General features: G+C 69.4%; 11 protein-coding genes. 2 read left to right on the top strand and 9 right to left on the bottom strand.

All coding sequences use genetic code 11. The features are described from left to right. The first annotated feature begins 161 nt into the window (after positions 1–161). Positions 162–2288 carry a PhoX family protein gene (locus IF46_RS0100700; protein WP_030486277.1) on the top strand — a complete coding sequence of 709 codons (2127 nt, stop codon included), beginning with the start codon at positions 162–164 and terminating at the stop codon, positions 2286–2288. A gap of 111 nt (positions 2289–2399) precedes the next feature. On the opposite strand, the gene IF46_RS0100695 is transcribed toward IF46_RS0100700, so the two are convergent. Continuing rightward, a complete protein-coding gene (locus tag IF46_RS0100695) occupies positions 2400–3182 on the bottom strand; it encodes an IclR family transcriptional regulator (protein WP_030486276.1) in 783 nt (260 codons plus the stop codon). Between the two features lie 154 nt (positions 3183–3336). On the opposite strand from IF46_RS0100695, the gene IF46_RS0100690 reads away from it, so the two are divergent. Next, positions 3337–4566: an MFS transporter gene (locus IF46_RS0100690; RefSeq protein ID WP_051723544.1), complete on the top strand. Its 1230-nt coding sequence runs from the start codon at positions 3337–3339 to the stop codon at positions 4564–4566. Here the strand turns inward: IF46_RS0100690 and IF46_RS0100685 are convergent. The 8 genes from IF46_RS0100685 to nuoH all read right to left on the bottom strand — a co-directional run bounded on the left by IF46_RS0100685 (position 4542) and on the right by nuoH (position 13928). After that, the gene (locus IF46_RS0100685) at positions 4542–5627 is read right to left on the bottom strand and encodes a polyprenyl synthetase family protein (protein WP_030486274.1); all 1086 of its coding nucleotides are present in this window, start codon (positions 5625–5627) and stop codon (positions 4542–4544) included. The genes IF46_RS0100690 and IF46_RS0100685 overlap by 25 nt on opposite strands. A gap of 90 nt (positions 5628–5717) precedes the next feature. Beyond that, positions 5718–7271, bottom strand: coding sequence for an NADH-quinone oxidoreductase subunit NuoN (gene nuoN, locus IF46_RS0100680; protein ID WP_030486273.1), 1554 nt, complete (start codon positions 7269–7271; stop codon positions 5718–5720). After that, complete coding sequence (locus tag IF46_RS0100675; protein WP_030486272.1) at positions 7268–8803, bottom strand: NADH-quinone oxidoreductase subunit M; 1536 nt, start codon at positions 8801–8803, stop codon at positions 7268–7270. Before IF46_RS0100675 ends, nuoN begins: the two co-directional genes overlap by 4 nt. A gap of 64 nt (positions 8804–8867) precedes the next feature. After that, entirely contained in the window at positions 8868–10736 is a 1869-nt protein-coding gene (gene nuoL, locus IF46_RS0100670) for an NADH-quinone oxidoreductase subunit L (protein WP_420063546.1), read from the bottom strand. Positions 10737–10808: 72 nt separating this feature from the next. Continuing rightward, the gene (gene nuoK / locus IF46_RS0100665) at positions 10809–11108 is read right to left on the bottom strand and encodes an NADH-quinone oxidoreductase subunit NuoK (protein WP_030486270.1); all 300 of its coding nucleotides are present in this window, start codon (positions 11106–11108) and stop codon (positions 10809–10811) included. 57 nt (positions 11109–11165) lie between these two features. Further along, positions 11166–11936, bottom strand: coding sequence for an NADH-quinone oxidoreductase subunit J (locus IF46_RS0100660; protein WP_030486269.1), 771 nt, complete (start codon positions 11934–11936; stop codon positions 11166–11168). Next, the gene (gene nuoI / locus IF46_RS0100655) at positions 11933–12574 is read right to left on the bottom strand and encodes an NADH-quinone oxidoreductase subunit NuoI (protein WP_030334137.1); all 642 of its coding nucleotides are present in this window, start codon (positions 12572–12574) and stop codon (positions 11933–11935) included. Before nuoI ends, IF46_RS0100660 begins: the two co-directional genes overlap by 4 nt. A gap of 1 nt (position 12575) precedes the next feature. Beyond that, on the bottom strand, positions 12576–13928 hold the full coding sequence (gene nuoH / locus IF46_RS0100650) for an NADH-quinone oxidoreductase subunit NuoH (protein ID WP_030486268.1): 1353 nt from the start codon (positions 13926–13928) through the stop codon (positions 12576–12578). Positions 13929–13978 lie beyond the last annotated feature (50 nt).

The following is a 13978-nucleotide window of genomic DNA, read 5'->3' as shown; positions in this document are numbered from 1 at the left end:
GATCGGTTCAGCCCGAGGTCAGCCCGGTTGCGTGACGGTAGCGCCCACGAAGGGTGTTCATGCCTGGTTCACATCGTGGCCGACGACCGCTCACCACGTCCTCCTAGCGTCCGGCTGGTAACGCCGCATGTCGTGCCACCGACTTCTCTGGAGGCTTTCCCATGAGCGACCGTCCCCGGCTGCTCCCCCTGTTGACCGGCAACCGCCACGGCACCCGTGACGCCATGACCTGCCTGTACCGCTGCGGAAACGCCTGTGACCACCCGGTACCGAACACCTCCGACAACCCGTACTTCGGGGACGTGGTGAACGCCGAGGTGTCCCGGCGTGGCGTGGTCCGGGCTGGCGCGGTCGGCGCGCTGGTCCTCGGGTTCGGCGGCGCGGCAGCCGGTGCGCTCGCCGGTGCGGCCCCGGCCATGGCGGCCCCGGCCACCCCGGACGTCCCGGAAGGCTTCGGCTTCGGCCGTCCCAGCACCGGAGTCGGCAACGGCGCGCTGACCTTCAAGCCGATCCCGCCGAACAAGCTGGACAGCCTGGTCGTGCCGAACGGCTACGACCACGCCGTGGTGATCAAGTGGGGTGACCCGGTGCTGCCGGGCGCGCCGGCGTTCAACCTGCACCACCAGACCGCCGCCGCGCAGTCCAAGCAGTTCGGTTACAACAACGACTTCGTGGGCGTGCTGCCGCTGGACAAGCAGGGCAAGCGGGCGCTGCTCGTGGTCAACCACGAGTACACGAACGAGGACCTGATGTTCCCGGGCTTCCCCGGCCTGGACGGGCTCTCCGTGGAGCAGCTGCGCACCGCCATGGCCGCGCACGGCATGTCCGTGGTGGAGCTTGAGCGGGTCGCGGGAACCGGGCAGTGGAAGCCGGTCGACAAGGGTGCTCGGCCGTACAACCGGCGGGTCACCGCGCTGAGCACCAAGTTCGACCTGACCGGTCCCGCCGCCGGCTCGGCCTGGCTGAAGACCGCCGCCGACCCCAAGGGCCGTACGGTCGTGGGCACGCTGAACAACTGCTCCGGTGGCGTGACCCCGTGGGGCACCGTGCTCTCCGGCGAGGAGAACTTCAACCAGTACTTCGTGGGCGCCGACGCCGCCCCGGCCGAGCTGAAGCCGAAGCTGGACCGTTACGGCATCAGCACCGCCAGCCGCTACCCCAGCGGCAGCCGCAAGTGGGAGCGCGCGGACGAGCGCTTCGACCTGGCGAAGCACCCCAACGAGGCACACCGGTTCGGTTGGGTCGTCGAGATCGACCCGTTCGACCCGGAGGCCCGCCCGCGCAAGCACACCGCGATGGGCCGGTTCAAGCACGAGGGCGCCAACGTGATCGTCGCGAAGGACGGCCACGTGGTCGCGTACATGGGCGACGACGAGCGGTTCGACTACCTCTACAAGTTCGTCTCGGACAAGAAGTTCATGAAGGGCAACTCCTGGGCTGCCCGTAAGCACAACCTGACCCTGCTGGAGTCCGGCACGCTGTACGTGGCGAAGCTGGACCAGACCAGCGCGGCCGAGATCGACGGCTCGGGCAACCTCCCCACCGACGGCGCGTTCAACGGCCGGGGTCACTGGATCAAGCTGGTCAGTGGCAACAAGTCGTTCGTCGACGGGATGACCGCCGCGGACGTGCTCACCTTCACCCGGCTCGCCGGTGACAAGGTCGGCGCGACCAAGATGGACCGCCCCGAGGACGTCGAGCCGAGCCTGCTCACCGGCAAGGTGTACGTGGCACTGACCAACAACACCGACCGTGGCAAGGCCGGCAAGGCGGCGGCGGACGAGGCCAACCCGCGCAACGCCAACAAGCACGGGCAGATCCTGGAGCTGGTCGAGGACCGCAACGACAACGCCTCGGAGACCTTCGCCTGGTCGCTGCCGATCGTCTGCGGCGACCCGACCGACGCGTCGACCTTCTTCGCCGGGTACGACAAGACCAAGGTCTCCCCGATCTCCTGCCCGGACAACGTCGCCTTCGACGCCACCGGCAACCTCTGGATCTCCACCGACGGCAACGCGCTGGGCAGCAACGACGGCCTGTTCGCCGTCGCCGTGGAGGGCCCGGAGCGGGGTCACCTCAAGCAGTTCCTGACCGTGCCGCTCGGCGCGGAGACCTGCGGCCCGTTCATCACCGGCGACAACCGCTCGGTCTTCGTCGCGGTGCAGCACCCGGGTGAGATCACCGGGGCCTCGGTGGAGAACCCGGCCTCGAACTGGCCCGACGGTGACTACGCCAAGCCGGGCGTGGTGGTCACCTGGCGCCTCGACGGCGGCCCGGTGGGCAGCTGACGTTCCACCCGCGGCCGAGCAGCCGCTGACGTTGTTCCGGCGGTCCGGGGTTGGACCGCCCGGAGAGGCCCTCTCCCAGCCTGGGAGAGGGCCTCTCCGCGTCGATGCGGGTCAGCTGTCGGCGGCGATGCCGTCGGCCACGCTGCGGGCCACGGTGAGCAGCTTGGCGCGTACCACCCGAGCGGAGGTCATCATTTCGCTGGCCGGCAACGCGCAGGCCAGCACGGTGCGGCGTTCCATGTCCTTGTCCGGGGTGACGAGCACCGCAGCGCAGGCCACCCCCTGCCGGAACTGCCCCATCTCCAACTGCATGCCACGCCGGTCGCCAGCGGCCAGGTCGGCCTCGAAACTCTCGGTGGTGGTAAGCGTGGCGGTGGTGAACGGGCGCATGCCGTACTCCCGCAGGTAGCGGTAGCGCTGATCGGCGGTGAGGGTGGCGAGCAGCGACTTGCCGAGGGCTGTCGCGTGCGCACCCTCGTCGAAGCCGGGGACCAGTTCTTCCAGGTAGGGCGAGCGGTGCCCCTCGGCGACCGCGGTGAGGGCCACCTGACCGCCGACGAACCGACCGAGGTAGTGGCTGTAGCCGGTGTCCAGGGCCGCCCGCCGCAGCGTCTCACCGACCGCCGGCGGGCCCCGGAACGCGGTCACCAGCTCCCGGTACCGGTCGGCCACCTCCAACCCCACGATGTACGTGCCGTCCTCGCGACGGATCACGTAGCCCTCGTAGGCGAGGGTGCGGACCAGGTGGTAGGTGGTGGCCACGGTCAGCTCGCAGCGCCGGGCGATCTGCTTGACGGTCAGGCCTTTCGGGGCGCGACCGACCGACTCCAGCACCCGTAGCGCTCGGGACACGCTGCGAATCAGGTCCGAAGGTTCTGCCAAGGGGTCGCGCACAACCACCTCCGCCGCCGGGGACTTACACCATATGAAAAACAGGCCCGGTGCGAAATGCCTGTTCGGGTCGAGGATGCCAGATCACCATCCACAGCTTGTGCCCCGCCAGTCACCAGGAGTGCTCTGAGCGGGGCTCGCGTAAGTTTGCCGAACGATGACCAACACCTCCGGCACCCCGTATCAGACCGTCGCCCGACCCCGCCCGGTCCGGGCCAGCGCTGGTGCGGTCGTCACCACCGTGGCCTGCGTACTCCCCGTCTTCCTGCTCGGTGGTCTCGCCGTGCAGATGGGCACGGACCTCGGCTTCTCGCCGGCCGGCCTGGGCCTGGCCGTCTCCGTCTACTTCGGGGTCAGCGCGCTGGCCTCAGTGCCCTCCGGTCGCCTGGTCGAGCGGTACGGACCGGCAGTGGTCGCCCGCTGCGGCATCCTGCTGGCCGCCGGGTCGATGCTGGCCGTGGCCGCCTTCGCCCGGTCGTACCCGGTGCTGGTCGGCCTGCTGGCGCTCAGCGCCGCCGCGAACGCCCTAGGCCAGTTGGCCAGCAACGCCGCGCTGGCCCAGCACGTGCCGGCACGACGGCAGGGGCTGTCGTTCGGCGTCAAGCAGGCCGCCATCCCGATCTCCACCCTGCTGGCCGGAGCGGCAGTGCCCGCCATCGCGCTCACCGCCGGCTGGCGCTGGGCGTTCGTGGCCGCCGCTGTGGCCGCGCTGACGACGCTTGCCGCCGTACCCCGGCAACTGCCCGGCCTGGCCCGACGGGCCGGCGCCACGCGCGCTGGGCGGGCCACGACGGCGCTCGTGGTGATCGGCGCGGCGGCGACGTTGGCCTCGGGCGCGGCCAACTCGCTGGGCACGTTCCTGGTGGACTCCGCTGCGGCCCGGGGCCTGTCGCCGGGCCTCGCCGGCCTCACGCTGACCCTGGGCAGCGCGGTCTGCGTGGCAGCCCGGGTCGGCGCCGGCTGGTTGGCCGATCGCCGCGACACCGGTCACGTCGCCCTCATCGCCGGGATGCTTGTCGTCGGCGCGGTCGGGCTGGGCCTGCTCGCGTTGACCGGCTCGGTGCCGCTTGTGGTCGGTGTGGTGCTCGGCTTCGGCCTGGGCTGGGCCTGGCCCGGCCTGATGAACTTCGCGGTGGTCCGGCTGCACCCACAGTCACCGGCCGCCGCCACCTCGATCACCCAGACCGGGGTGTACGCGGGCGGCTGCCTCGGCCCACTGAGCCTGGGGCCACTCGCCGCCCACCTCGGCTATCCGGTGATGTGGGCCATCGCGGCCGTGGCGATGCTGCTCGCCGCCGCCCTGATGCTCGTCGGCAGCCGACTGTTGACCCGCGCCGGCGCCGCAGCGGGCCGGGACGTGGATCAGCTGGTGCGGTCGGCGATGTAGTCGCAGAGCGACTCGAGCGCGCTGCGGGACGGGCCGTGCGGCAGCGGGGCAAGCTGCGCGCGGGCCTCCTCGGCGTAGCTACGCACGGTCTCCCGGGCCCGCTTGAGCGCCGGGCTCTCCCGCAGCAGCCCCAGCGCCTCGGCGTGCAGCGCGTCGTCGGTCAACGGGCCGGTCGCCAGGATCTCCCGCAGACGCACCGACGACGCGTCCGAGTCGTCCGCCTCGCGGGCGTAGAGCACCGGGAGCGTCGGGACACCCTCGCGAAGGTCCGTGCCGGGGGTCTTACCCGACTGCACCGACTCGGAAGCGATGTCCAGCAGGTCGTCGGAGAGCTGGAAGGCCACACCGATCGTCTCGCCGTACCCGGCGAGGGCCTCCACGTGCTCGGCGGGAGCGCCACCGAACATGCCGCCGAACCGGGCCGACGTGGCGATCAGCGAGCCGGTCTTCTCGGCGATCACGTGCAGGTAGTGGGCCACCGGGTCGTCGTCGGCGCGCGGCCCCACGGTCTCCGCGATCTGGCCGTGCACCAGCCGGGCGAAGGTGCGCGCCTGCAACCGGACCGCCTCGGGGCCCAGGTCCGCGGCGATGTCCGCCGCGCGGGCGAAGAGATAGTCGCCGACCAGGATGGCGACCGAGTTCGTCCACCGGGAGTTCGCGCTCGGCGCACCCCGACGGACGGCGGCCTCATCCATCACATCGTCGTGGTAGAGGGTGGCGAGGTGAGTGAGCTCCATCACCACGGCGGCCGGGACCACCTGCGCACCGCTGGGATCACCGAACTGGGCGCCGAGCGCCACCAGCAGCGGCCGGAACCGCTTCCCGCCGGCCTCGACGAGGTGCCGGGCAGCCTCGGTGACGAACGGGTCGGCGCTGGACACGCTGGACCGCAACTCGACCTCGACCGTGTCCAGAAGACCCAGCACGGACGCCTCGACGCGGGGATCGGCGAGGTTGAGGCCGAGCGCGCCGAACTGACTCGTGCTCGCCCGACCCCGTCGACCGCCGGAGCCGGAGGCACCTGAACGCTCGCCCGCCGGATTCACCACGCTATCAACCATGCCACACCCGTTCGACCTGCTCCGGGCCGGGGATACGCACGGGGGGCCGGCACGTGAACACGTGCCGACCCCCCGTGATCGATCCTTCGGTCATCGAACAAATTCGGCGGCTCCGGCTGCCAGATCGAGCAACGGCGCCGGGGCGACGCCCAACACCAGGGTCGCCAGCACGCCGATCATCAGCGCGGCGGAGGTGAGCCCACCGGGCACCATGACGGTCGGGGTGGACTCGCCCGGCTCGGAGAGCCACATCATCACCACGACCCGCAGGTACGGGAACGCGAGCACCATGCTGGTCAGCACACCGGCGATCACCAGCCAGGCCTGCCCGCCCTCCAGCGCTGGCCCGAAGATGGCGAACTTGCTGGTGAATCCGCTGGTCAGCGGGATACCAGCGAAGGCGAGCAGGATGAACGTGAACAGTGCGGCGAAGAACGGCGACCGCCGGCCCAGCCCGGCCCAGCGGGACAGGTGGGTGGCCTCGCCGTCGTTGTCCCGGACCAGGGTCACCACAGCGAACGCGGCGAGCACCGAGAAGCCGTACGCGACCAGGTAGAACATCGTGCCGGCGAGCCCGTCGCGGCTCGGCGCCAACACACCGACCAGCAGGTAACCGGCATTGGCGATCGAGGAGTACGCGAGCAGCCGCTTGATGTCGGTCTGGGTGACCGCGAGCACCGCACCCACCAGCATGGTCAGGACCGCCACCGCGCCGAGGACCGGCGTGAAGTCCCAGGTGGCGTCCGCGAACGCGACCTGGAAGACGCGCAGCAGAGCACCGAACGCGGCGACCTTGGTGCAGGCCGCCATGAAGCCGGTGACCGGAGTCGGGGCGCCCTGGTAGACGTCCGGGGTCCAGACGTGGAACGGGGCCGCTGCGGCCTTGAAGAGCAGACCGATGGCGAGCAGCGCCATGCCGGCGAAGAGCAGCACCGGGCTGGCCGGGGAATCGCTCACCGCCGCGTGGATGGTGGCGAAGTCGACCCCCGCCGAGCGGCCCGGGATGCCGGCCGTGAAGCCGTAGATCAGGGCCACGCCGAACAGGAAGAACGCGGAGGCGTACGCGCCGAGCAGGAAGTACTTCATCGCCGCCTCCTGGCTCAGCAGACGCCGGCGACGGGCCAGCGCGCAGAGCAGGTAGAGCGGCAGGGAGAAGACCTCCAGGGCGATGAACATGGTCAGCAGGTCGTTCGCCGCCACGAAGATCAGCATGCCGCCGATCGCGAACGTGGTGAGCGGGTAGACCTCGGTGAGACCGTTACGCCCCTCGGCCTGCCGCCGGTCGTCGGCCGACTCGGCGGTCACCGCGGCCTGGGCGACGAACGCCCCGCCCCGCTCGACCGAACGGTCACCGATCAGCAGCAGCGCCATCGCGGCCAGCACCAGGATCGCGCCCTGGAGGAAGAGCGTCGGCCCGTCGATCGCGAGGGCCTGGCCGGCGGTGATGATGCGCTCGTCGGCGCTGAGAACCACCATGGTCAGCGCTGCGAGCACCGCGAGCAGCGCAAGCGTCAACTGCACCAGGTGCCGCCAGCGCCGCGGCACGAAGGCCTCGACCAGCACGCCGAGCAGCGCGGTGCCCAGCATGATCAGGATCGGAGCGATTGCCGCGTAGTCGATCGACGGCAGTTTCAACTCGGTCACTTTGCCGCCTCCTGGACGGTGCCGCCCACGGCCGGCGCCGGGTCGGTTCTGCCGATGTCGTCCATGGTCGCCTGGACGGCCGGGTTGATCACGTCAGTGACCGGCTTGGGGAAGAAGCCGAGCAGCACGATCAGCGCGATCAGGGGGGCGACCACGACCTTCTCACGCAGGTTGAGGTCGCGGCGCATGCCGTCGACCTCGGTCAGCGCCGGGTTGAGAGTGCCCTGGGTGGTGCGCTGCACCATCCACAGCACGTACGCGGCGGCCAGGATGATGCCGAGCGTGGCGATGACCGCGACCGGCTTGTTCACCGTGAAGGTGCCGATCAGCACCAGGAACTCGGAGATGAACGGCGCCGTACCGGGCAGCGCGAGCGAGGCGAGACCGGCGAAGAAGAGCACCCCGGCGAGCACCGGGACCAGTTTGCCTGCGCCACCGAAGTCGCTGATCAGCGCCGAGCCGCGCCGGGAGATCAGCATGCCCACCACCAGGAAGAGCAGGCCGGTGGCCAGCCCGTGGTTGAGCATGTAGAGCACCGCGCCGGTGCCGGCCTGGGTGGTGAAGGCGAAGATGCCCACCCCGATGAAGCCGAAGTGCGCGATCGAGGTGTACGACACCAGCCGCTTGAGATCGTTCTGGCCGACCGCCAGCAGCGCGGCGTAGACGATGCCGATCACGCCCAGCGCCAGCGCCCACGGCGCGAACCACTTCGACGCCTCGGGGAACAGCGGCAGGCAGTAGCGCAGGATGCCGAACGTGCCGACCTTGTCCAGCACACCGACGAGCAGCGCCGCTGCGCCCGCCGGGGCCGCGCCACCGGCGTCGGGCAGCCAGGTGTGGAACGGGAAGAACGGCGCCTTGATGGCGAACGCGAGGAAGAAGCCGAGGAACAGCCACCGCTCGGTGCCGGTGCTGATGTCGACCTGCGAGAGCGCCTGCCAGTCGAAGGTCTTGCCGCCGACCACCCACAGGCCGATCACCGCGGCCAGCATGAACAGACCGCCGACGAGCGAGTAGAGGAAGAACTTCACCGCCGCGTACTGCCGCTGGTGGCCGCCGTAGCTGCCGATGAGGAAGTACATCGGCACCAGCATGACCTCGAAGAACACGTAGAACAGGAAGACGTCGGCGGCCGCGAAGACGCCGATCATCGTGCATTCGAGGACCAGCAGCAGCGCGAAGTAGACGGGCACCGACCGCTTCGACGACTCGGCGTCATGCCAGGAGGCCAGGATCACCAACGGCACCAGCACCGCGATCAGCATCAGCATCACCAACGCGATGCCGTCGGCGGCGAAGGTGAAGCTGACACCCCAATTCGGGATCCACGAGTACGACTCGCGGAACTGGAACCGGTCACCACCGGCGTTGAAGCTGACCCACATCACCACCGAGAGCACAAGCACGAGCAGCGACCAGGCGAACGCCACCTGCTTGGCCAGCTCCGGCCGGTGGCGCGGCAGGAAGGCCACCACCAGGGCACCCACCAGTGGCGCCACGGTGAGCACCGAGAGGAACGGGAAGTTGGACATTATGCGGCCTTACCTCCGTCGTGGATGCGTGGTCCGCCGGCGGGGGCGGGCGTATTGAGGTCGATCACGCCAACCACCCCGCCTGCACCGCCAGGAACGCCGCCATCACCAGCAGCGCACCGGCCAGGATCGAGGTGGCGTACGAGCGGACAAAGCCGGTCTGCATCCGGCGGAGGCGACCCGAGCCACCGCCGACCGCGGCGGCGAGCCCGTTGACGAGCCCGTCGATGCCCCGGTTGTCGAGGTACACCAGCGCCCGGGTGAGGAAGATGCCCGGCTTCTCGAAGACCGCCTCGTTGACCGTGTCGGTGTAGAGGTTGCGCCGGGCGGCGGTGACCAGCACCCCGGCCGGCTGCGGCACGGTGGCCGTGCCGGCCCGGAACAGGAACCAGGCCAGCCCGGCACCGAGCACGGTGACCAGCAGCGACAGGATCGTGATCACCGTGTGGGAGAGCACGCCGTGAGCCTCACCGGCGGCCTCCTCGCCGAGCACCGGCGAGAGCCAGGAGGCGACACCGTCGTTCCAGGCCATCAGCCCGCCGGCCACGACCGACCCGGCGGCCAACAGGATCAGCGGGATGGTCATCAGCTTCGGCGACTCGTGCGGGTGCTCGATGTCCTCGGTCCACCGCTTCGGGCCGTGGAAGGTGAGCACGAAGAGCCGGGTCATGTAGAACGCGGTCAGCCCCGCCCCGAGCAGCGCCGCCCCGCCGAAGAGCCAGGCGGTCCAGTCCTCCCGCTCGAAGGCGCTCGCGATGATCGGCTCCTTCGAGAAGTAGCCGGAGAGCGGCGGGAGGCCGATGATGGCCAGCCAGCCCATCATGAAGGTCAGCCAGGTGATCTTCATGTGCTTCGACAGGCCACCGAAGCGGCGGATGTCGACCTGGTCCTTCATGCCGTGCATGACCGAGCCGGCACCCAGGAACATGTTGGCCTTGAAGAAGCCGTGCGCCAGCAGGTGGATGATCGCCAACGCGTACGCGCCACCGCCCAGGCCGACGCCGACGAACATGTAGCCGATCTGGCTCACCGTCGACCAGGCGAGCACCCGCTTGATGTCGTCCTTGGCCGCACCGATGATGCAGCCGATCAGCAGGGTGAGCGCGCCGACGCTGACCACCACGAGTTGCAGCGTCGAGTTGGCCGAGAAGATCGGGTTGGACCGGGCGATCAGGTAGACGCCCGCGGTGACCATGGTGGCCGCGTGGATGAGCGCCGACACCGGGGTCGGGCCCTCCATGGCGTCCGGCAACCATGCCTGCAGCGGGAACTGACCAGACTTGCCGGCCGCGCCGAGCAGCAGCAACAGGCCGAGGACCAGCACGGTGGTGCCGGTCAGCGCGCCGACACCGTTGAACACCTCGTCGTACTGAGTGGTGCCCAGGCTGGCGAACATGATGAAGATGCCGATGGCCAGGCCGGCGTCGCCGACCCGGTTCATCAGGAACGCCTTCTTGCCGGCGGTGGCCGCGCTCGGCCGCTCGGTCCAGAAGGAGATCAGCAGGTACGACGCCAGACCGACGCCCTCCCAGCCGAAGTACAACATCACGTAGTTGTTGCCGAGCACCAGCAGCAGCATCGCCGCGACGAACAGGTTGAAGTACGCGAAGAACCGACGACGGCCCGCGTCGTGCGACATGTACTCCACTGCGTACAGGTGGATGAGGAAACCCACCCCGGTGATCAGCAGTACGAAGACCGCGGCCAGCGGGTCGAAGAGCAGGCCGAAGTCGACGCGCAGATCACCGACCGCGATGAAGTCCCAGAGGCTCAGCTCGACCGACTTGTTCTCCAGGCCGCGCAGCTGGAAGAAGAAGCTCAGGCCGAGCACGAACGCGACGCCGATGGCGGCGACGCCCAACCAGTGCCCCCAGCGGTCCGCCCGGCGGCCGAGCAGCAGCAGGATGGCCGCGCTGACCAGCGGGATCGCCACCAGCAGCCAGACGCCCCCGAGCAGCCCCGTGGCCTGGGCGTATTCCACAGTCTCTTCCACCGGTGGACCCCTCTAGTACTTGAGCAGGTTGGCGTCGTCGACACTCGCCGAGCGTCGCGTCCGGAAGATGGACATGATGATCGCGAGCCCGACCACGACCTCGGCCGCCGCCACCACCATCACGAAGAACGCCATGATCTGGCCGTTGAGGTCACCGTTGATCCGGCTGAAGGTGACCAGCGTCAGGTTGGCCGCGTTGAGCATCAGCTCCACGCACATGAACAGCACGATCGCGTTGCGCCGGACGAGCACCCCGGCGGCGCCGATGGTGAACAGCACTGCGGCCAACACCAGGTAGTAGTCAGGCGTCATGGCTGGACTCGCTTTCGTTCGCGACTGCGGGGCTCCGCTTCGCTGCACTCCTCGCGCTCACCGGTCCGTCCCCTTCAGCGTGGTCTCCTGCGCGGTCAGCTCCCGTACCGGCAGGATGTCCGGCGTGCTCCGCTCGGAGAGCCGGCCGTCCGGAAGTCGAGCCGGGGTGGCCACCGAGGACGAGGTCGCGAAGACGCCGGGGCCCGGCTTGGGGCCGGGGTAGTTGCCCGGCGCGAAACGGGCCCGCATCGTCGACACCTGGTCGACCTTGTCCTGCTTGCGGCGCTCGATGTGCGCGAGCACCATGGCGCCGACCGCTGCGGTGATCAGCAGCGCCGAGGTCAGCTCGAACGCGAAGACGTACTTGGTGAAGAGCAGTCGGGCGATGCCCTGCACGTTGCCCTCCGCGTTGGCCTGCTCCAGGCCGACCGCGGTGGTCCCCTCCAGCGCCCGGTAGAGCGCGCCGCCAACCAGACCGGCGAAGCCCAGCCCCAGCACGATCGCGGCGACCCGCTGCCCGCGCAGCGTCTCGATCAGCGAGTCCGTGGAGTCGCGACCGACAAGCATCAGCACGAAGAGGAAGAGCATCATGATCGCGCCGGTGTAGACGATGATCTGCACCATGCCGATGAACGGCCCGGCCTGGAGCACGTAGAACACGCCCAGGCAGAGCATGGTGAGCACCAGCCACAGCGCCGAGTGCACGGCGTTGCGCGCGGCCACCATCCCGATCCCGCCGATCAACGCGAGCGGAGCGAGGATCCAGAAGGTGACCTCCTCACCGCCGGACACCTCACCCGCTGCGGCCAGCACCGTAGACGTGGTCATGCGTTCTCTCCCTTGCCGGCCGCGACGCGCTGGGCGGCCTGCTCGGCGCCCGGGAACGTCACGCCGGGGTGCTCCTCGACCTGGTAGCGGCCGGGGCCCATCGGGGACGTCTCCGCACCGGCGGAGGTGCCGGGGTTGTCCAACGCGCCGACGTAGTAGTCCTTCTCGCTGTCACCCAGCCGCATCGGGTGCGGCGGCTGCTCCATGCCCTCAAGCAGCGGCGCGAGCAACTGCTCCTTGGTGAAGATCAGGTCCTGCCGGTTGTCCCGGGCCAACTCGTACTCGTTGCTCATGGTGAGCGAACGGGTCGGGCAGGCCTCGATGCACAGCCCGCAGAAGATGCACCGGGCGTAGTTGATCTGGTAGATGCTGGCGTACCGCTCACCCGGCGAGAAGCGCTGCTCGTCGGTGTTGTCGCCACCCTCGACGTAGATCGCGTCCGCCGGGCAGGCCCAGGCGCACAGCTCGCAGCCGATGCACTTCTCCAGGCCGTCCGGGTGCCGGTTGAGGATGTGCCGCCCGTGGTAGCGCGGCGCCGACACCGGCGGCTTGAACGGGTAGTCGGTGGTGACGACCTTCCTGAACATGTGCGAGAAGGTGACACCGAATCCCTTGAACGTTCCGGTGATCGCGCCCACGTCACACCTCCCTGGAGTCCGAGCCGGCAACGATGTTGGCCGGCTCCCGCTCGGCGACCACGCGCGTGATACGCGGGCTCGGTGGTACCTGAAGATCCATCGGCGGCAGCGGGAAGCTCCCGTACGGCCGGTTGTCGACCTGCTCCTGCGTCGTCGGCTTCGGCTTCGGCTTCCGGCTCGGCCAGAAGATCGTGGCGATCAGCAGGATGCCGGCCGGGATGCCGACGGCGATCACCTTGCTGCGCGAGTCCCAGTCCTCGATGGAGCGCAGGCCCGACAGGACCAGGATCCAGACCAGGTTGATCGGCAGCAGCACCTTCCAGCCGAGGCGCATGAACTGGTCGTAGCGCAGCCGGGGCAGCGTGCCGCGCAGCCACACGAAGACGAAGACCAGCGCGATCACCTTGCCGAAGAACCAGAGCATCGGCCACCAACCGGAGTTGGCGCCCTCCCAGATGGTGATCGGCCAGGGTGCCCGCCAACCGCCCAGGAACAGCGTGGTGGTGACCGCGGACATGGTCACCATCGCGACGTACTCGCTGAGCATGAAGAGCGCGAACTTCAGCGAGCTGTATTCCGTCATGAAGCCCGCGACCAGCTCGGACTCGGCCTCGGGCAGGTCGAACGGTGCCCGGTTGGTCTCACCCACGGTGGCGATGAAGAAGATGATGAAGCTCGGCAGCAGCAGGATCGCGTACCAACCGGGGGCGGGCAGGTCGAAACCGCCGATGCTCAACTGCGTCCCGTGCGCCTGCTTGGCGACGATCCCGCTGGTGCTCATCGTGCCGGCGGTCATGAAGACCGCCACGATGCTGAGCCCCATCGCGACCTCGTAAGAGATCATCTGGGCGCTCGACCGGAGACCACCCAGCAGCGGGTACGTCGAGCCGGAGGCCCAACCACCCAGCACGATGCCGTAGACGCCCATCGACGAGCAGGCGAGCAGCAGCAGCACCGCCACCGGCACGTCGGTGACCTGCAACGGCGTGTGGTGGCCGAAGATGCTCACCATCGGGCCGAACGGCACCACCGACAGGGCGGTGACGGCGCAGATCACCGAGATGGTCGGGGCGAAGAAGTAGACGACCTTGTCAGCCGCCTTCGGCAGGATGTCCTCCTTGAAGGCCATCTTCAGGCCGTCCGCGAGGGTCTGCAGCAGGCCGAACGGGCCCACCTGGTTGGGGCCGGGCCGCACCTGCATGTAGCCGACCACACGCCGTTCGAACCAGACACCGAGCAGGGTGGCCAGCAGACCGAAGGCGAACGCGAAGACAATCTTGCCGAGGACCAGCCACCACGGATCCCGACCGAAGTCGGCAAGCGTGGGGTCCTGGGCCAGGATTGACGGAGTCACTGTGCCCGCCTTTCGTTCGCGACTGCGAGGCTCACTCGCTGCGCTCGTTC

This window comes from Micromonospora chokoriensis, from assembly GCF_000718555.1.
GTDB classification, from domain to species: domain Bacteria; phylum Actinomycetota; class Actinomycetes; order Mycobacteriales; family Micromonosporaceae; genus Micromonospora; species Micromonospora chokoriensis_B.
Note: the sequence above shows the minus strand (reverse complement) of the source record. Positions and strands in the feature narration are given on the sequence as shown.

What these genes read in the sequence shown, in the direction of transcription:
- IF46_RS0100700 (WP_030486277.1), top strand. Translation starts at nt 162, where the DNA reads ATGAGCGACCGTCCCCGGCTGCTCCCCCTGTTGACCGGCAACCGCCAC.
- nuoK (WP_030486270.1), bottom strand. Translation starts at nt 11,108, where the DNA reads ATGACGCCTGACTACTACCTGGTGTTGGCCGCAGTGCTGTTCACCATC.
- IF46_RS0100675 (WP_030486272.1), bottom strand. Translation starts at nt 8,803, where the DNA reads ATGTCCAACTTCCCGTTCCTCTCGGTGCTCACCGTGGCGCCACTGGTG.
- IF46_RS0100685 (WP_030486274.1), bottom strand. Translation starts at nt 5,627, where the DNA reads ATGGTTGATAGCGTGGTGAATCCGGCGGGCGAGCGTTCAGGTGCCTCC.
- IF46_RS0100690 (WP_051723544.1), top strand. Translation starts at nt 3,337, where the DNA reads ATGACCAACACCTCCGGCACCCCGTATCAGACCGTCGCCCGACCCCGC.
- IF46_RS0100660 (WP_030486269.1), bottom strand. Translation starts at nt 11,936, where the DNA reads ATGACCACGTCTACGGTGCTGGCCGCAGCGGGTGAGGTGTCCGGCGGT.